Source organism: Xanthobacter wiegelii (genome assembly GCF_043193855.2).
GTDB lineage: Bacteria > Pseudomonadota > Alphaproteobacteria > Rhizobiales > Xanthobacteraceae > Xanthobacter > Xanthobacter flavus_A.
Genome location: NZ_CM195529.1, coordinates 1,129,735 through 1,147,506, shown reverse-complemented (window position 1 = coordinate 1,147,506; position 17,772 = coordinate 1,129,735). Strand labels below are relative to the sequence as shown.

General features: G+C 69.3%; 11 protein-coding genes and 3 pseudogenes. 5 read left to right on the top strand and 9 right to left on the bottom strand.

Annotation, left to right across the window (positions count from 1 at the left end; genetic code table 11):
* Window positions 1–119 precede the first annotated feature (119 nt).
* A pseudogene (locus tag V5F63_RS05190) lies at window positions 120–347 on the bottom strand (amidohydrolase family protein); the annotation flags it as partial.
* Here V5F63_RS05190 and V5F63_RS05185 point away from each other — a divergent pair.
* Window positions 344–421, top strand: a pseudogene (locus V5F63_RS05185) (oxidoreductase); the annotation flags it as partial. The pseudogenes V5F63_RS05190 and V5F63_RS05185 overlap by 4 nt on opposite strands.
* Before the next feature lie 39 nt (window positions 422–460).
* Window positions 461–583: pseudogene (locus tag V5F63_RS05180) on the top strand (oxidoreductase); the annotation flags it as partial.
* Between the two features lie 114 nt (window positions 584–697).
* Here the strand turns inward: V5F63_RS05180 and V5F63_RS05175 are convergent.
* Both V5F63_RS05175 and V5F63_RS05170 read right to left on the bottom strand, forming a co-directional pair.
* On the bottom strand, window positions 698–1,441 hold the full coding sequence (locus V5F63_RS05175) for an anti-sigma factor (RefSeq protein WP_394101782.1): 744 nt from the start codon (window positions 1,439–1,441) through the stop codon (window positions 698–700).
* Entirely contained in the window at window positions 1,438–1,998 is a 561-nt protein-coding gene (locus V5F63_RS05170; RefSeq protein WP_394101781.1) for a sigma-70 family RNA polymerase sigma factor, read from the bottom strand. Before V5F63_RS05170 ends, V5F63_RS05175 begins: the two co-directional genes overlap by 4 nt.
* A gap of 151 nt (window positions 1,999–2,149) precedes the next feature.
* Here V5F63_RS05170 and V5F63_RS05165 point away from each other — a divergent pair, with 151 nt between their 5' ends.
* Entirely contained in the window at window positions 2,150–2,932 is a 783-nt protein-coding gene (locus V5F63_RS05165) for a DUF4394 domain-containing protein (RefSeq protein WP_394101780.1), read from the top strand.
* A gap of 167 nt (window positions 2,933–3,099) precedes the next feature.
* Complete coding sequence (locus V5F63_RS05160) at window positions 3,100–4,968, top strand: DEAD/DEAH box helicase (protein ID WP_394101779.1); 1,869 nt, start codon at window positions 3,100–3,102, stop codon at window positions 4,966–4,968.
* 199 nt (window positions 4,969–5,167) lie between these two features.
* Here the strand turns inward: V5F63_RS05160 and V5F63_RS05155 are convergent, their stop codons facing one another.
* Together V5F63_RS05155 and mtnC are read right to left on the bottom strand one after the other, a co-directional pair.
* Window positions 5,168–5,497 (bottom strand): 2Fe-2S iron-sulfur cluster-binding protein, encoded by a 330-nt coding sequence (locus V5F63_RS05155; protein WP_394101778.1) that lies wholly within the window; start codon window positions 5,495–5,497, stop codon window positions 5,168–5,170.
* Window positions 5,498–5,520: 23 nt separating this feature from the next.
* A complete protein-coding gene (gene mtnC / locus V5F63_RS05150) occupies window positions 5,521–6,198 on the bottom strand; it encodes an acireductone synthase (protein ID WP_394101777.1) in 678 nt (225 codons plus the stop codon).
* Between the two features lie 222 nt (window positions 6,199–6,420).
* Here mtnC and V5F63_RS05145 point away from each other — a divergent pair, with 222 nt between their 5' ends.
* Window positions 6,421–7,611, top strand: a complete 1,191-nt coding sequence (locus tag V5F63_RS05145; protein WP_394101776.1) for a lytic murein transglycosylase — start codon at window positions 6,421–6,423, stop codon at window positions 7,609–7,611.
* A gap of 3 nt (window positions 7,612–7,614) precedes the next feature.
* Here the strand turns inward: V5F63_RS05145 and V5F63_RS05140 are convergent, their stop codons facing one another.
* From V5F63_RS05140 to V5F63_RS05125, 4 genes are all read right to left on the bottom strand, one after another.
* Window positions 7,615–8,886: an MFS transporter gene (locus V5F63_RS05140; RefSeq protein WP_394101775.1), complete on the bottom strand. Its 1,272-nt coding sequence runs from the start codon at window positions 8,884–8,886 to the stop codon at window positions 7,615–7,617.
* Between the two features lie 105 nt (window positions 8,887–8,991).
* Window positions 8,992–11,946 (bottom strand): putative bifunctional diguanylate cyclase/phosphodiesterase, encoded by a 2,955-nt coding sequence (locus V5F63_RS05135; protein WP_394101774.1) that lies wholly within the window; start codon window positions 11,944–11,946, stop codon window positions 8,992–8,994.
* 237 nt (window positions 11,947–12,183) lie between these two features.
* The gene (locus V5F63_RS05130; RefSeq protein WP_394029967.1) at window positions 12,184–12,678 is read right to left on the bottom strand and encodes a LolA-like protein; all 495 of its coding nucleotides are present in this window, start codon (window positions 12,676–12,678) and stop codon (window positions 12,184–12,186) included.
* Between the two features lie 113 nt (window positions 12,679–12,791).
* A complete protein-coding gene (locus V5F63_RS05125; RefSeq protein WP_394101773.1) occupies window positions 12,792–17,768 on the bottom strand; it encodes a beta strand repeat-containing protein in 4,977 nt (1,658 codons plus the stop codon).
* Window positions 17,769–17,772: the final 4 nt, after the last annotated feature.

The window sequence follows — 17,772 nt, the reverse complement described above, 5'->3', positions numbered from 1 at the left end:
GCCCCCTCGCGCCCAGGCCGATTGCAACGGAGCGTACCGCAGGGAGCGGAGAGCCGGGGCCCAGCGCTACGGCCCGCCGCAGGCGCTCCCGAACCCGGCCCCGCCTCCGTCTGCCCCGTCTAAGCCTGCACAATCTCCGGCACGACCTCCGCCGGCGGCGTGTTGCGGCTTCGGCCGCAGCGCACGATGCCGTCGATGATCACCATCCCCACGCCCGGCAGGTCGCCGGCGGCGATGCTGGAGAGCAGGTCTGCGCCGGAGCTGCACTGGGCGCGCGCCAGGAAGACGAGGTCGGCCGCCCGGCCGGCTTCCAGGCGACCGCCGTCGAGGCGCTGGATGCGGGCGGTTCGGCATCGACGCCATCGAGCTGCACGGCGCCCACGGCTATCTGCTGCACCAGTTCCTCTCGCCCCTCGCCAACCGGAGCACATCGTCTCCTCCGGCGAGGCGGACATGGTGGCGCTGGCCCTGGCATGCCGCGGTCGAACTGGGCGCCAGCGTGGAGGCCGTCCCGCAATACTGGCGCTGCCAGCCCTCCGGAAACCGCCAACTGTTCGGCGAGACCATCAGCGGCGCGCGCTAGCCCGATGCCGTGAGCGAGCAGGACCCGAACGCCGGGATCCTGCCGCCCTCATGTGACCCGCCAGTTGATCGGTGGTCGCAGACTGGGGCCCGTTTGCCCCACCCGCCGCGTCGTCTAAATGCCGAATTCAGTCCGGGAGGCATTTCCCTTCATCAGGATGGGTCCGGTGGGGCGTCCCGTGGGCGATCCGCCGGCGGGCTCGAGCGTGACTTCAAACAACTGGTTGGGAATGGGCGCCGGCAGGCCATCCACCGTCAGCTTCATGCTGCGCATGGCCTCCAGAAGGCCCACCGAGACCGGTCCCCGGGCGCGGTCCCACAAGGTCCACACCTGCAGCGATTTGCCGGCAGGCGCGCTGAGCGCTTCCAGCGGCACGAGTTCGGCGCGCCCGTCGCGGAAGGTGTTCACCAGCGCCAGGGGGCGGCTCTGGTCCGACATCATCACCGCCACCAGCACCGGCGTGCGGGCAATGCTGCGGATCTGCACCGTCAGCGCGACCGCCAGCACGAGGCAGGCCGCCATCGCCGCAAGCCCGGCCGCGCGCCACGCGGGAAGGTCGCTCCACAGCCCGGAAAGCCATTTCGTGGTCGTTGTCGTGCGGGAGCGGGGCGATGTGGCCGCCCCTGCGCCGGTCCCTGCGCCGGCCATCCCGGCTTCGATCCGATGCCACAGCGCCTCCGGCGGCGGCTCCGGGATCGCGGCCATATCGATCTCGATGAGGTTGCGGCGCCAGGCCTCGACCCGCGCGGCGAAATCCGCATCCTCCACGGCCAGCGCCTCGCACCGCGCCGTCTGGGCCGTATCGAGCAGGCCCAGCGCGAACTCGGCCGCGAGGGCCTCTTTCTCGGTTTCCGTCATGCCATGCACTGCCTGAGCGAGAGCAGTCCCCGGCGGATCCAGGATTTGGCGGTACCAAGCGGAATGCCGAGCCGTCCCGCCAGCTCGCCATGGCTCAACCCGCGCGCATAGGCGAGGATGATGGCGTTGCGACGCAAGGGTTCAAGCCGTTCCAGGCAGCGGCGCAGCGCCCCGTTCTCCGACAAGGCGATAACGACATGCTCGGCGTCGGCATCCTCGCTCGCCAGCCCCATCGGCTCGAAATCGTCGACGAGTTCGGTCCGGCCTTCGCCGCGCAGCACATTCAGCGCCCGGTGGCGCAGGATGGCGAACATCCAGGTCGCCGGCTCGCCGCGCGCCGGATCGAACGTCCCGGCCTTCTCCCAGATGCGCAGGAAGGTGTCCTGCACCACCTCCTCGGCGAGGTCGCGGCGCCGCAGCAGCCGCAAGGCGACGCCGATCATCTGCGGTGCCAGTTGATCGTACAGCCGGCGCAGGCTGGAGCGATCGCCGCGCGCGCAGCCTTCGAGCGCCCGGGCAAGCTCATCCCGCGAAACGGCCCCCGCCAGCGCTGTCATCACGGCTCCGCGCGTCATTCGAACGAATACGCACCGACGGCGCCTTCGGATGCAAAGACAAAAAAGAAATTTGTGCTGCATCCGCCGGGCAAGGGCGTGGGTAACCGCTCCGTATCAGCCGATGCGTTCGGCTTCAGACGGAGGAAGACAGATGAAAGTCTCGATGATCGCCCTGACGCTCGCAGGCTTCCTGGCCGGGGCCGGCGCCGCCCAGGGCCAGACCGTGATCGCGCTCATGGACGGCAACATGATCGCCCCCATCGATGCCAAGACCTGGACCGCCGGCAAGCCGATGAAGGTGAGCGGCGTCGAGGGCAAGCTCATCGGCATCGACGTGCGCCCGGCGGACGGCATGCTCTACGGCCTGTTCGACAATGGCACGGTCGCCGTGATCGACACCGCGACCGCCAAGGCGACCATGAAGTCCAAGCTCAGCAGCACGCTGGCGCCCGGCGTCGCCGCCACCGTCGATTTCAACCCGGTCGCCGACCGGCTGCGCATCATCGGCAGCGACGGCACCAACCTGCGCGCCAATGTGGATGACGGGAAGGTCACCACCGACGGCACGCTGAAGTTCGCCGATACCGACATGCACAAGGGCGAGGCGCCCAACGTGGTCGCCGGCAGCTACACCAATTCGGTGAAGGGCGCCAAGGAGACGACGCTCTACAACATCGACGCAACCATCGGCGCGCTGGTGAAGCAGGCGCCGCCCAATGACGGCGTTCTGGCCGCCGTCGGCAAGCTCGGGGTGAAGGCGAAGCGCTACGCCTTCGACATCGTGATGGTCGACGCCGCCGCGAGCGAGGGCTGGCTGCTGGCGGACGGCACGCTCTACCGCGTCGATCTCGCCAAGGGCACGGCGAGCGAAGTCGGCAAGATCAAGGGCGCCGGCGGCGTGGTCCACGACATCGCGGTGATGCCGGCGATGTAACGGCTCGCTCCTGACGATCAAGGCCGCCGGAGCGATCCGGCGGCCTTTGGTCTGTCCGGGAGGTGGATATGGCATCCGGGCCACAGGCCTATTATGAAGGGGCTCCACACGTTCCGACGGCTCCCCTCCGACGCCTGACGATACTGCGACATAGGCGGACCCCAGCCGTGCCCTTCCTGACGACGAACCCGGCCCTCGCCCGTGCCCTGGCCGAGCGGGAATATGACAACCCCACGCCGGTACAGCTTGCCGTGCTGGCACCCGAGGCATCCGACCGCGACCTTCTGGTGTCCGCCCAGACCGGGTCCGGCAAGACGGTCGCCTATGGCCTCGCCATGGCCGGGACGCTGCTGGGCACCGACGAGCGGTTCGCGTTCGCCAGCGCGCCGCAGGCCCTCGTGGTGGCACCGACGCGGGAACTGGCGCTGCAGGTCCAGCGCGAATTCGCCTGGCTCTACGCGGAGACCGGCGCCCGCATTGTCTCCTGCGTCGGCGGCATGGACCCGCGGCAGGAGCAGCGCCTTTTGGCGCGAGGCGCCCATATCGTCGTCGGCACGCCCGGCCGCCTGCGCGACCACCTGGAACGCGGCCGCCTCGACCTCTCGGCGCTGCGCGTGGCCGTGCTGGACGAGGCCGACGAGATGCTCGATCTCGGCTTCCGCGAGGATCTCGAGTTCATTCTCGACGCGACCCCGCCGGAGCGCCGCAGCCTGCTGTTTTCCGCGACCATGCCGCGCGGGATCATCACGCTCGCCAAGCGCTACCAGCGGGACGCCCTGCGCATCGAGGTGGCGGGGGCGGAAGGCGGACATGCCGATATCGAATACCGCACCATGCGCGTCGCGCCGACGGAGGTCGATCATGCGGTCGTCAACGTGCTCCGCTATTATGATACCCCCAGCGCCATCGTCTTCTGCAACACGCGGGAGGCCGTGCGGCGCCTGCACGCCATGCTTCAAGAGCGGCAGTTCGCGGCCGTCGCCCTGTCCGGCGAATTGAGCCAGAACGAGCGCAACCACGCCCTGCAGGCCCTGCGGGACGGGCGGGCACGGGTCTGCGTCGCCACCGATGTGGCGGCGCGCGGTATTGACCTGCCGAACCTCGGCCTCGTCATCCACGCCGACCTGCCGAACGACGGCGAAAGCCTCCAGCACCGCAGCGGCCGCACCGGCCGGGCGGGCCGCAAGGGGGTGAGCGTGCTTCTGGTGCCGCCATTTCGCCGGCGCCGGGCCGAGGATCTGATGCGGGCGATCGGCATCCGGCCATCCTGGTCCGGCCCGCCCACGTCCGAGGACATCCGCAAGCTCGACCACGACCGCATGCTGCACGATGCCCTCATCACCGATGAGCCGGGCGAAGAGGATGCCAGCGCGGGCCTTGCCCTGCTCGCCGCACATTCGCCCGAGCACCTCGCCGCCGCGCTGGCGCGCCTCTACCGGGCCGGCCTGCCGGCGCCGGAGGAGGTCGCCGATCCGGGCGAGCCGCGCACCGCCCGCGACCGGGCGGCCGGGCGGGACTTCGACGGCGGCTCGAATGTCGGAGGGGTCTGGTTCCGCCTCAACGTCGGACGACGCAACAATGCCGACCCCAAATGGCTGCTGCCCCTGATCTGCCGGCGCGGGAACGTGACGCGCAAGGAGATCGGCGTCATCCGCATCTTCGATGAGGAGACCGCCTTCGAGGTGAGCCCCGCCGCCGCCGAGCGCTTCAGCAAGGTCGCCCGCAAGGCCGACGGCGACGATGTCGTCATCGAGCCGATGCCCGGCCAGCCGGCCGCCCCCGCGAAGCGCCCCGGCCGAACAAGGCCAGAGCGCGACAAGACCGAGCGCCACCTCTCGCGCTCCGAGAAGCCGTCTCGCGGCAAGTCATTTCGCAGTGGAGCGGAGCACGAGAGGCCGGCGCACGGCAAAGCCCCATTCGAGAAGCCGCGCGAGACCAAGCAGGTGGGTCAGGGCAAAGGCGAGCGTCAGCAGAAAAGCCGCCGCGTGCACCCATCCGAGGGCAAACCGAAAGGTAAGCCGCCGAGACGCTCCTGACGGCGACCGGACGCCAGTGGGCTGGAGCCCCGAACGGGAGCGAAGGGAGCAGATGTCCGAGGGTGGACCGCCACACCCTCCTTCCCTGGAGCGCGATCCGATCAAGTTGAATCGACTTGATCGGTGGATCGCCCTCTAAGCTCAAGAAAGAGAACGCGTGATCCGATCTGATTGCGACGCAATCAGGTCGGCGCGTGCTCTAGAAGCTGCCCGGTTCCCCCGGCGCAATCACCACGACCATGCCTTCCATGGCCGGCTCCAGCTTCAACTGGCAGGCAAGCCGGGACGCAAGCGAGCGGGCCGCGCTGGTGGCGAGCATGCGGCTCTCGCCGGGGCTGATCTGAGGCGCCGCCAAACCGGCCGGAAAGGTGACGAAGACATGGCAGGTGGCGCAGGCGCAGCCGCCGCCGCACTGGGCCGTGAGTTCTTCGATGCCGCCCTTGCGGATGGCCTTGAGGAGGGAGGCGCCATCGCGGCCGCTTACCTCCTGTCGGTCGCCGCTGCGGGTTTCCACGGTGAACCGGGCCATGGCTCAAGCACCCGCCCGCCGGCTCACGGCAGGATGACGGACGCGAGGTCCGCCGCCGCCGGGTGCCGTCCACTTTCACCGCCTGCCCGCGCGATCCGCACCGTAGTGAGGCCGGCGGATGCGGCCGCGTCCAGTTCGTCCACATTTTCCGAGAGCACGAGGATCTGCGCCGGGGCGATGCCAATCTCCTGGGCGATGGCCTTGTAGGCCTCCTCCTCCACCTTCTGGCCCATGCGGGTGTCGAAGAAGCCGTCCAGAAGGCTCTCCGCGTCCGACCCGGCGGACGAGAGCCAGAGCTTCTGCGCCAGTTCCGAGGAGGACGAGAAGCTGAACAGCCTGAGCCCCTGGGTCTTCCAGGCGGCAAGGCTCGGTCCGGCATCGTCATAGATCTCCGCCTTGAAGGCTCCGGCGGCATAGCCCTCCTGCCAGATTCGGCCCTGGATGATCTTGAGCGGCGTCGGCTTGCGGCCCTGCTTCATCCAGCGCAGCAGCAGCGCCTCCGCTTCGTGGGACTTGAGGGAGAAGCCACCCATCAACCGTCCCGCCTCATCTAGCGCCGCCTCGATCTCCTCGTCCTCCTCGCCATGCGCGGCGATGAAGGCGCCGAGCCGCTCGCGGGTATGTGGGACCAGTGTTTCTTCCAGGAAGGACAGGGGGCCGAGCACGCCCTCGATGTCCATCAGCACCGCCTTTATGGCCATGGATGCGCCTCTGCCTCAGCCGGATCCGATTGTCGGGAAGCCGCCAGAACGGCCCCTCCCCTCCGCGCGGTCCGGGTTACCGGGAGGGGCAAGCACCCGCCGTGCCAGCCGCCGCTTTGGCGGCGGGGCGGGCCATGTTACCCTCCGGCTGTGCCTCCCCCATCGATGAGCCGCCCCTTGCCCGCCGGTTACCGTTGCCTCTTTGCCGGGCTCGTCGCCTGGATGTCCGTTCTCACGCTCACCGCGCCCGCCCGCGCGGCGGATGCGGCCTTCACGCAATTCATCGCCTCCCTGTGGCCGGAGGCGCAGGCGGCCGGCGTGTCGCGCGCCACCTTCGAGCGGGAGACGGCCGGCCTCGAACCCGACTACAAGCTGCCGGATCTCGCTCTGCCCGGCCGACCCTCCACCGGTGCGGGCGGACAGGCCGAATTCGTGCAGGTGCCGGCGGCCTATGTGAAGGAAGCCACCATCGCCCGCCTCGCCGCCGAAGGGCAGCGGCTGATGCAGAAGTACAAGGCGCCCCTCGACCGCATCGAGGCCATGTTCGGCGTGCCCGCCCCCGTGGTGCTGGCCATCTGGGGCCGCGAGACCGATTTCGGCCGCTACACCTCGCCCCACGACGCGCTCAAGGTGCTGGCGACGCAGGCCTATGCCGGCCGGCGCAAGGACCAGTACCGCACTGAGTTCATCCTCGCGCTCAAGATGCTGAACGACGGCGATGTGAGCCGGAAGGATTTCCGCGCCTCCTGGGCCGGGGCGACGGGCCTCACCCAATTCCTGCCCTCGGACTATGTGAAGCACGGCGTCGATCTCGACGGCACCGGCCACGCCGACATCTGGCACTCGGTGCCCGATGCCCTCGCCTCCGCCGCCAAGCAGCTTGCCGACAAGGGCTGGCAGCCCGGCGTGCGCTGGGCCTATGAGGTGCTGGCGCCGGTGAATGCCGATTGCACCATGGGCGTGCCGGAGGTGAAGCAGCCCATATCCGAGTGGATCCGGGCCGGCTACGCCCCCGTCCGCCGCCTCTCGGGCAGCGAGGTGACGCAGCCGGCCTCGCTGCTCCAGCCGGAGGGCATCTACGGCCCGTCCTTCCTCACGACGGCGAATTATTTCGTCATCAAGCAGTACAATTTTTCCGACCTCTACGTTCTGTTCGTCGGCCATCTGTCCGACCGCATGACGGACCCCGCGCCCTTCCGCACGCCGTGGTCGGCCTCCTCCCAGCTCAAGACGAAATCGGTGGAGGCCATGCAGAAGCACCTCGCGCGGCGCGGGCTCTATTCCGACAAGATCGACGGCAAGGCGGGCATGCAGACCCGCGCGGCGCTCGGCACCTACCAAAAATCCGCCGGGCTCAAGGTGGACTGCTGGCCGAGCGAAGCGGTGCTCAACGCCATGAATGCCGGGCGCTGACCCTCAGGGCGCCGCCCGGTCCTCGTCCGGCCGGTGGAAGGCGAGGACCAGTGCAACGGACGAAAGCGCCAGCACCGCCATCAGCGCGAAGCCGTCGGCGAACGAGCCGCGCAGCGATAGCACGAATCCGGTAACAACAGGGGCGACGAAGCCGGCCAGCGCGAAGCAGAAATCCATGATGCCGAGCGCGGTGGCGGCCTTCTCCGGCACGATGTCCACGTTCACCGCGAAATAGGCCGCGTTCGCCCCCATGGAGGCGGCAACCGCCAGCGAGATGCAGGTGATGGCCACCGGCAGGCTGGCACTGAACGCCACCGGCACCACCGCGAGCGCCGCCACCAATTGCGTCCCGGCGATGAGGTAGGAGCGGGATACGCGCAGGCGCCCCGTCGTCGTCAGCAGGTGATCGGACCACCGGCCCAGCGCCCAGAGCGCGCCGGCGGCGCACAGCCACGGCAGCACGGTGAAGACGCCGACGGCCGGAAGATTCAGCCCATAGGACTGCTGCAAATAACTCGGCAGCCACGCCATGAAGAAGAACAGGAAGTAGCCGAAGACGAAGAAGGCCCAGTAATTCACCAGCAACGTGCGGTTGGTGAGCAGCACCCGCACCTCGCTCATGCGCGGCCAGCGACGGACTGGCGCCGCCTCCGCCTTCTGTCCTTCGCGGATGAACGCCAGTTCCTGCGCATTCACATGGCGGGACTGCGCCGGATCGTCCCGGAACAGGAAGAACCACAGCGGCACCCAGACCAGCGACACCACGAACAGCACGGCGAAGGTGCCGCGCCAGCCAAGCGCCGCCAGAAGCTGCGTCACGATCGGCCCGCCGCACGCCAGCGCCACCGGCACCGCCACGAGGGCATAGGAGAGCGCGCTCGCCTGCCGGGCCGGCGGCAGCCAGCGCTCCACCGCGCCGGTGACGGCGGAGAAGTTCGGCCCCTCCGCCATGCCCAGCAGCGTGCGGGCGAGATAGAGCGTGAGGAAGCCGGAGGCGAGGCCGGTGAGGCCGATGGACAGGCTCCACAGCACCGCCGCCACGGTGAGCACGATGCGCGCGCCGTATCGGTCCACGGCGAAACCGCCGACGAGGGTGGTCACCGCATAGCCGAGGCCGAAGGCGCCGAGGATGGTACCGGCGGCGGCCTTGGACAGGCCGAGCTGCTGCTCGATTTCGGGGATGGCGTAGGAGATGGCCGCGCGGTCGATGTAGTTCACCACCGTGATGGCGAACAGGAGGAAGATTACCACCCTGTGGAATCGCGTCGCCGCCATGGCTCTCCCCCTGCGTGATCCCCCGACCCCCGCGCCGAGACTCAGAGGACGGATGTACCATGCGCAAGGTGGACGGTGGGGATCAAGGGCGCTATCGCGCCGCCCTCACCGCACCCCGGCACTTCCGCTGACGGCGCCTAGGACTTTGGGGAACAAGGCTTCGAAGCGCTCCGGCGGCAGCGGCCGGCTCCAGTAATAGCCCTGGCCGTAGGTGCAGCCGTGGGAAGCGAGGAAGGCCATCTGCCCCGCCTCCTCCACCCCTTCGGCGAGGATCTCGATATCGAGCGCCCGGGCCATGGCGATCATGGCGCGCACCAGTTCGCCATCCACCGCGGACGTGGGCAGGTCGCGCACGAAGCTCTGGTCGATCTTGAGCCGGGAGATGGGGAAACGCTTGAGGTAGGCGAGGGAGGAATAGCCCGTGCCGAAATCGTCGATGGCGACCCGAATACCCAGTCCGGCAATGCGGTTCAGGGTGGTTTCGGCACTGGAATCGGCATCGAAAAGCATGCTTTCGGTGATTTCGAATTCGATGCTGTCAGCCGGCACACCGGCGGCGGCGAGCGCCGCCTCGGTGCGGGCGACGATGTCGGTCGCATTGAGCTGCCCAGCGGAGATATTCACCGCCACAAACCCGCAGGGCAGCCCCGCCCTCCGCCAGGCCGCCATCTGGGCGCAGGCGGTGGTCAGCACGAAGTCGCCCAGGGGGACGATGAGGCCGGTGTCCTCGGCGACGGGGATGAAGCGGTCGGGGCCGATCATCTCGCCTTCGGGGGTGACCCAGCGCACCAGCGCCTCGGCGCCGACGATGGTCTGGTCGGCGAGACGGACGATGGGCTGGAAATGGACGGTGAACTCCCCGTCCGTCAGCGCCCGCCTCAGGTTGGCGACGAGTTGCACGCGCGCCCGTGCATCGCGGGTCAGGGCGTCGGTGTAGAAGGCATAGGTGCGCCCGCCCCGGCTCTTGGCCTTGTAGACCGCCGAATGGGCGTGCTGGAGCATGGTGGTGGGGTCGCTGGCGTCCTCGGGAAACAGGCTGATGCCGATGCTGGCGTTGACGAAGAGATCGCTCACGTCCTCCGCCGCGAACGGCTCTGCCAATGCCTTGATGAGACGTTCGGACAGGCGCACCGCCTCCTCCGGCCCCTTGTCCACGTCGATCACCACCACGAACTCGTCGGCGCCGTAGCGGCCGAGGGTGGCGTCTTCCGGCGTCGTCTTGCGGATACGCTCGGCGGCGCCCCGCAGCACCGCGTCTCCAGCGGCGAAGCCAAGGCTGTCGTTGATGGTCTTGAGGTGGTCGATGTCGATGTAGAGCACGGCGCAGCGGGTGTCGGTGCGGGTCAGGGCGTGCTCGATGAGGGAATAGGTCAGGGTGCGGTTGGGCAGGCCGGTGAGGGAATCGTAGCGCGTGAGGCGGTCCACCTCGATCTCGGAGCGGCGCGCCTGGGTGATGTCGTTGAACGCCCCCACATAGCTCTCCGGCGCGCCGGTGCGGCCGTAGACCGTGCTGATGACCGTCTGCTGCAGATAATAGGGTCCGCCCTTGCGGCGGTTCCAGATCTCGCCGCGCCAGACGCCGGTGTCCTTCAGCGTGCCCCAGAGCAGCTGATAGAACAGCTCGTCGTGCCGGCCGGAGTTGAGGACCCGCATGTTCTGGCCCAGCACCTCCGCCTCCTCGTAGCCGGTGATGGCAACGAAGGCCTTGTTGACGGCGGTGATGCGCCCGGCGAGGTCCGTCACCACCAGCCCCTCCTGGGTGTTGGTGAACACCGCCTGCGCCAGCGTCAGCCGGTGCTCGGCGGCGCGACGGGCGGTGGCGTCGGAGGCCATGAGGATGACATAGCCCTCGTCCTCCAGGCTGTCGCGGGCGATGGACCGGACGCAGGACAGCCAGATCTCCGTGCCGGCCCGGGTGAGGTGGGGCTGATCCCCCGGCTCCTCGAGGACCGTGCCCGAGGCAAGCGACGTGCCGTCGACGGGGACCACCGCACCCGTGGCCTGCGCGCGGATATCCGGTCGCACGTCGGCATAGCTGCGCCCCAGCAGTTCGTCCCGTTCATAGCCCAGGAGGGCGCAGAAGGCTTCGTTGACCCGCAGGAAGCGTCCGTCGAGGTCGAGATGGGCGATGCCCTCGGCGGCCTGCTCGAAAGTCGCCCGGAAGCGCTCCTCCGCCGCGTGGAGCGCGGCCTTCTGGTCCGCCTCCGCCAGGGCGGCGCGCAGCCGCTGGTGCTGGATGAAGAGCAGGGTGAGAACGCCCGCCACCAGCAGGCATGCGGCGGCGGTGATGGCGGAGAGAAAGGCGACGCCGCGCACGTCGTCCACCACGTCGCTGGTGGCGACGCTGGAGATGAGCACCGCATTGGCCGAGGGGATGGTTGCCGCCGCCACCAGCAGCGGCGTGCCGCCCGCAGGCGTGATGACGTCGGACGCGAGGCCGCCGGCCCCTGCGGACGCGAGGGGCGTCAGGGCCTCGGGCAGGGCCTGCTGACGCCCGACGATCATCCACCGCGCGTCACCGCTGCCGGGTCTGGTGGCGATCAGCACCCGGGCGCTGCCGCCCATCAGGCCGACGAAGGACCCCAGCCGGTTGAAGCCGGCACCGCCCTCGGTGACGATGGAGAGGAGGGTGTCCTGCGGCGCGGCCGGCGTCGCCTCCGTCATCCGCCGCGCCACCTCCCCATCTATGGAGCGCGCCACGGCCTCGGTCATGAATTCGAGCTGACCCCTGCGCTCGCCGAGCAGCGTGTCCGAGGCCGAGCGGAACACCGCATAGCTGATGAGACCGGCCGGCAGGGTCACCAGCGCAAGGCTCACGAACAGAAGCCATGCGCGCAGCTTCGGCATCGGCCGCGTGCGTTCCGTCCCGGCGGTGTGGAGCGCGAGATAGAGAAGCGCCGTCGTCACCGCCACGAAGACGAAGCCCTTGAGGGTGGAGAAGAGGCCGAAGCCGATGGATCCGCCCACGCCCTCGATGAACCGGTCGGAGAGGTAGATCCAAAGGGTGGCGCCGACCGCATAGGCGATGGTGACGCTCGCGATGTACGTCCTGCGGGTCATCATCGCGCGTCTTTTCACAGTCAGAGATCGAATGCACCTTACATCCGGGCGGACGCGCAGCGAAACGAGAGTTTGCGGATCATCCCAAGAAAATATTTCAGCTCAAGGGGATACGGTAAAGCTCGTGGCTGGGACAGGCGATCGCGGGGCGCGCAGCGGACCACGGCATCGTTCAAGCCACAGCGTCGGGCGCGCCGTTTCCTTGCACGTCCGGGCAGGCTTCCACCTCCGGGAGGGTCATGGGGCGGGGGCGACCACGTTGTCGAAGCTGATGACCACCTCGGTCTTCTGCTGCTGCGAGGTCATGCGGATTGGCAGGCCGCTGTCAGCCGCGATCCAGACCCGCTGAGGGTCCAGCGCGCCGACCCCCGGCATGGGCGGGGGCGTGTAGTCATAGGCCACCGCGCTCTTGCCCTGGACCGTCTCCGGGCCCACGCGACGGCAGTCCTTGAGGCTCGATGCGCCGGGAATGACGCTCTTCTGCATCCGCACGCGCCCGCCGGGTCCAAGCGGCAGCTTGTTCCACTTCGCGCCATCCTTGACGTACATGTCGTCGCCGACGATGACGGATTCCATCAGGAGCTTGCCGTTGAGCGATGTCATCTGCCGGTAGGCCGGCGCCTTGCTGAGGCGATCATAGGCATCGGCCACGTTCTGGCAGTCGTCGGCGCGCGCCCCTGAAACCGGCACGACGAGACAACCGAGCATCAGGATCGCTCCGGCGGCGCGCATGAGATGTCCTTCCAGATCAGGCGCGCAAGCTTAGTCTGTGCCTTCGGCCCACTCAACCGGCCTTCGGAACGCGGTGCCCCCAAGACCTTCCCTTCGCCAACGCGGGCGGCGCCCTACCACTGGTAGCGCATGCCGCCCCGGGCGTTCGCCGCCGCGTAGCCATCGCCGAACTTGACGCTGGCGGTGGTGAAGCCGTTCCAGCCGTTCGCCTTGGCGAACACGTTGAAGCCGCCGCCGACCTCGCCGAAGGCGCCGTTGAAGTCGTCGGCGACGGTCAGCGGCAGGCCGGGGTTGAAGATGGTCACCGCGTTGTCGCCGAGGAATTCGTACCACAGGCGCGCGTTCAGATTGGCCTCGATGCGCAGCGCCGCGTTCTCGTGGATCGGCCCGCCGACCCGGGCGCCAAGGCCCGCCCGGAGGCTGTCGTTGCTGCCGAAGTCCGCCGCCGTGCCCGCGAGCAGGAAGACGTTGTTGATGCGGGTGGAGACGTAGCTCAGCGTGGCGATGGGCTCGAAGAAGCCGGTGGCCCCGAGCTTCGCCCGGTACCCGGTGTCGAGGGTGAAGCCGAGGCTCGTCGCCCGCGCGCTCTGGCCATAGGCCGCGACGCCGCCGAGGGTGGGCGCGGTGTAGTCCATGGAGAGGATGTCAGCCTTGAACAGGCCGTCCACGAACCAGTTGCGGTTGAGGTAGGTGGCATAGGCACCCACCGTGCCGCCGGAATAGCTGGCGGAGGTCGGCGAGGCATCGAAGCCGAGCTGGGAGGTCACGTAACCGGCCATCACGCCGAACATCACCGCGTCTTTGCCGGAGGCGGACGGGTTGGTCTTGCCGAAATCGGCGCCGGCGATGAAGCCGTAGGTGTTCTGCGCATAGCCAGTGTCGTAGCTGTAGGCCGCGCCCGGCACCGTGGCGGTGGTGGTGGAATTGCGCAGGCCCCAGCTGCCCACCGCCTTGGCCCACACGCCGGGCGTCACGGCCTGCTGCCCGCCCTTGCCAACGGCCGCGCCGTTGCCGCCGTCGAGATAGGTCCGCAGGTCCGCCTGCCGGTCCAGCCAGCCGCCGCTGGTCTCGTACCAGATGCTCTGCGCGCCGGTGACGAGGCGCGGCAGCTCATAGGCCTCCCGGTCCGGCACGCCGACGAGATAGGTGTCGTTGCCGCGCGTCACGAGGTCGTAGAAGACCACGCCCTTGTCGATGACGCCGCCGAAGCGCGGATCGTAGCCGGCCGACTCGGCGGAGATGACGAAGCTCGCCTCCTGGCTGCCGCGCTTGCCGTAGGAGACGGCATCGGGGTTCACCACCTCCACCACCATCATGCCCTTGGGGTTGTAGCCCCCGGCGCTGCCGCTCACGTCGTTGATGACGATGGCGGTCTGCCCCTGCGTCGCCACCGTGCCGGCGGGCAGCAGATCGCCGTTGGCATCGAGGCCGCCGATCACGAGCCTGTCGGCGGTGGAGCCGGGGCCGCCGAGATACGCATCGATGCCGAGGCGGCTGTTGCCCTGCCCGACGAGCACGCCGCTCACGTAGGTCACGTCGCGGGTGCCGTTATAGGTGGTCTGGCCCGGCGTCTCGTCGATCATGGTGAGGAGGCCGGCGTCGGTCGAGACGAGGCTGCCGTTGACGAAAGTTTCGAGGCCCGTGAACGTGGTGGTCTCGCCCTGCGCACCGTTGAGGGCGGTGACGGTGAGGCCGGCGTTGTTCACCTGGTCCGTGCCGCCGCCGAAGCTGTTGGCGCCCACCGTGACCCAGGTGTTGGAGCTGAGATTGCTGACGATGTCGTTGCCGTCGGAAAAGCTCACCCGGCCGATGACGGTGCCGGCGTTGGTGACGGTCGTGGCCCCCGCATCGGCTCGGATCGCGACGCGCCCGGCGGCGGTGGCGAGGTTACCGTTGGCCGCATAGACCCAGGAGCTGACGAGCGAGCCGTTGCCGATGTCGATGGCGGTGCCGTCGCCGCTCGACACGCGGATCACCGCCTCATCCTCGGACGCGCCCGAGCCGGAGACGACGCTGAAGGTGCCGATGGCCACCGCGACGGTGCCAGTCCCGTCAGCACGGATGCCGTTGCCGGAGCCGCTTTGCCCCGAGTCCGCATAGATGCGCGAGCCGGTGCCGAGCGTGACCGTCGCCGCACCGCCGCCGCCCGCGAGCGTGCGGACGCCGGTGCCGCCGGCGAGGATGCGCACGCCGTCCGCGAGCGTCACCTGAACGTCGCCGCTGCCGGCCGTCTGCGCGACGACGCCGGTGCCCGCGCTGGTGATGTCCGCCCCCACATCGACCCGCGCCGCCCCCGTCCCGCCCGAGGTCGCGCCCACGCCGAAGCTGCCGCCGGCCGTGATCTTGCCGCCCACCGTGACGGTCGTTGCACCGCCGGTATTGAGGGCGATGATGCCGGAGCCCGTCGCGTCGATCTCCGCCGTGTTCTTGACCGTCACCGTGCCCCCGGCGCCGGAGAGGCCCGCCTCGATGCCTGTGCCGCCCGCCGTGACCTTGGCGTTGGTGGTGACGTTGACCGTGCCGCCATCGCCCGTGAGGGCGGCAAGGATGCCGGAGCCGCCCGCCTTCACGAGGCCGTCCGTGGTGACGGTGACGCTCATGCCATTGCCGGTGGCGCTGGCGTCGATGCCCTGCGCGCCCGAGGTGATGGCGCCGTTCGCGCTCGTCGTCACCGTGGCCGAGCCGCCGGTGCCGGTGGCCACCGCGCGCACGCCGAAGCCCGTGACGGTGATGGTATTTTCCACCTTCACCTCGGTGGTCGCCGTGCCGGCCGCGGTCGCCGATGCCTCGGCGCCGCTGGCGCTGTCGGTGATGGCGCCGCGCAGGGTGAAGCTGCTCAGGGCGTCGCCCGTTTCCGAGGTGGCGAGCCCCTTCACCGCCGTGCCGGTGCCGCCCTTCACGGTGGCGTCGGTGGTGATGATCGTGGTCGCATTGCCCTTGGTGCTGGTGGCGTCGGCGACGATGCCGCCGAGCCCGCCGGTGACGGCGCCGGTGACGCCGATCTTCGTCTGCGTCGTCCCCTCCACCGCCGAGACGGCGGCGATGGCCGCGCCGCCGCTGCTGGTGACGGTGCCGACGGTCGTCACATCTACGTTGCCGGAGGTACCAGCCTTGTCGATGCGGATGCCGCCCACCGCGCCGGACACGGAAGTGCCGGCCTTCGTCTCGACCACGATGTCTCCGGTGCTCGCCGCGTCCGAAGAGACGCGCAGGCCGACGGTCGAGCCCTTCACCTGCGTGGTGTCGGCGAGGGTCACGGAGACCTTGCCGCCCATCTGCTTCAGGAACACCCCGTCCTGCGTGCCCTCGATGGCCGCGCTGCCGGAGGTTGTGAGCGTGATGGTGCCGGTGGCCTCGCCGTAGAGGCCGAACCCGCCCGCCACGGTGGATTTCGCCGTGCCGGAGAAATTCTGGATGGAGAGATCGCCGCCGGTGGCGTTGAAGAAGGCGCCGTACTGCCCGCCCGAGGCGTTGCCGCTGAAATTGTCGGCGTTGACGCCGCCGCCCAGCGTCCGCGCGAACACACCGGCCCCGGTGCCGCCCGTCGCCGTGCCGGAGAAGCCGGAGACATTGATGTCCCCGCTCGTGCCCGCCTGGACGAAGATGCCGTACTGCCCGCCGGAGGCGCTGGCGGCGAAATTCTTGATGCTGATGCCGCCGGTGTCGGTGAGCAGCAACACGCCGTTGGCGCCGCCGACGACGTTGGGCGACCCGGCCGAACCGCCGGTGAAATTGTCGGCGGTGATGGCGCCGCCGGTGGTGCGGCCATAGACGCCGTAGTCGCTGGTGCCCGTCGCCGATCCGGAGAAGCCGGAAAAGTTGACGCTGCCCGCTCCGGTCTGGGCGAAGATGCCGTATTGGCCGCCCTGAGCGCTGGAGGCGAAGTTCTGGATGCTGATGGCGCCGGACGTGGACAGCGCCTGGATGCCGCCCGCGCCGCCAGTGATGAACGGGCCGCTGCCCGTGCCGGCGGTGAAATTGTCGGCGGTGATGGCGCCGCTCGTGGTCGAGAGCAGAAGGCCGCTGCCGGCCGTGCCCTTCGCCGTGCCGCTGAAGCCCGAGGCATCGATGGTGCCGGAGGTGGCGAAGGCGAGGATGCCGTTCTGGCTGCCCGTGGCGCTGCCGCTGAAGCTGGTGAGCGAGATGTCGCCGGTGGTCACCACCTGGGTGAAGATGGCGTTGGCGCCGGTGCTTTCCGCCGTGCCGCTGAAGCCGGAGAGATCGACCTTGCCGGCATTGCTCTGGGCGAAGATGGCGTTCTGGCCCGCCGTGGCGCCGCCGCCGAAACTGCGGATGTTGACGTCGCCCGTCCCGGTCACCTGCGCAAACACGCCGCTGGCACCGGTGCCTTCGGCGGTGCCGGTGAAGCGGTCGATGGTGATGGTGCCGTTGCTCGACTGGGCGAACAGGCCGTTCTGACCGCCGGTGGCGCTGCCGGCGAAATCGTTCACCGTGATGTTGCCGCCGGCGATGAGGGTGAGCCCGTCCGAGGTCGTGCCCTTGAAGGTGCCGCCCTCGGCCGCGATGTCGATGTTTCCGGTGGTCGAGGCCAGCACGCCGCTCGCGCCGCCGGTGAGGCTTGCGCCCGCCAGCACCCGCACGCTGGCGTTCGTCGCGGGAAGCAAAGCCAGGGCATAGCCATCCGCGCTCACGGTGGCGCCGATGCCGGTTCCGGACGCCTGCGAGATGGCGCCGCTTGAAATCAGCACAATGCCGTCGGTGGTCGCGGTGAAGCTGCCGCCGATGTTGTTCAGGACGATGTCGCCGCCGCCGAGGCCGGAGCCGACAACCACGGAGATGGGCGCCGCCCCGGTGATGATCGTATCGTCCGCGGTCGTCACGGTGATGGTGTTGCCGGTGACCACAGCCGCCGGCGCACTCGCGCCCGCGCAATCAAGCGCCGTGGGATTGCCGGCGGGACCCGAGGTGACGCAGGCGCCGTAGGCCGCCGGCGCGGGCATCAGCCCCGCCAGAACCGTGGCCAGCGCCGAGCCGGACAGAAGCGTCCCGCCAAGGTGCCCGCGCCATGGGGCGCGTTTTTCGGCCCGGCCTGACGGTCGCATCTTGAGCCTGTGCGTGGCGCTGGACATGCAC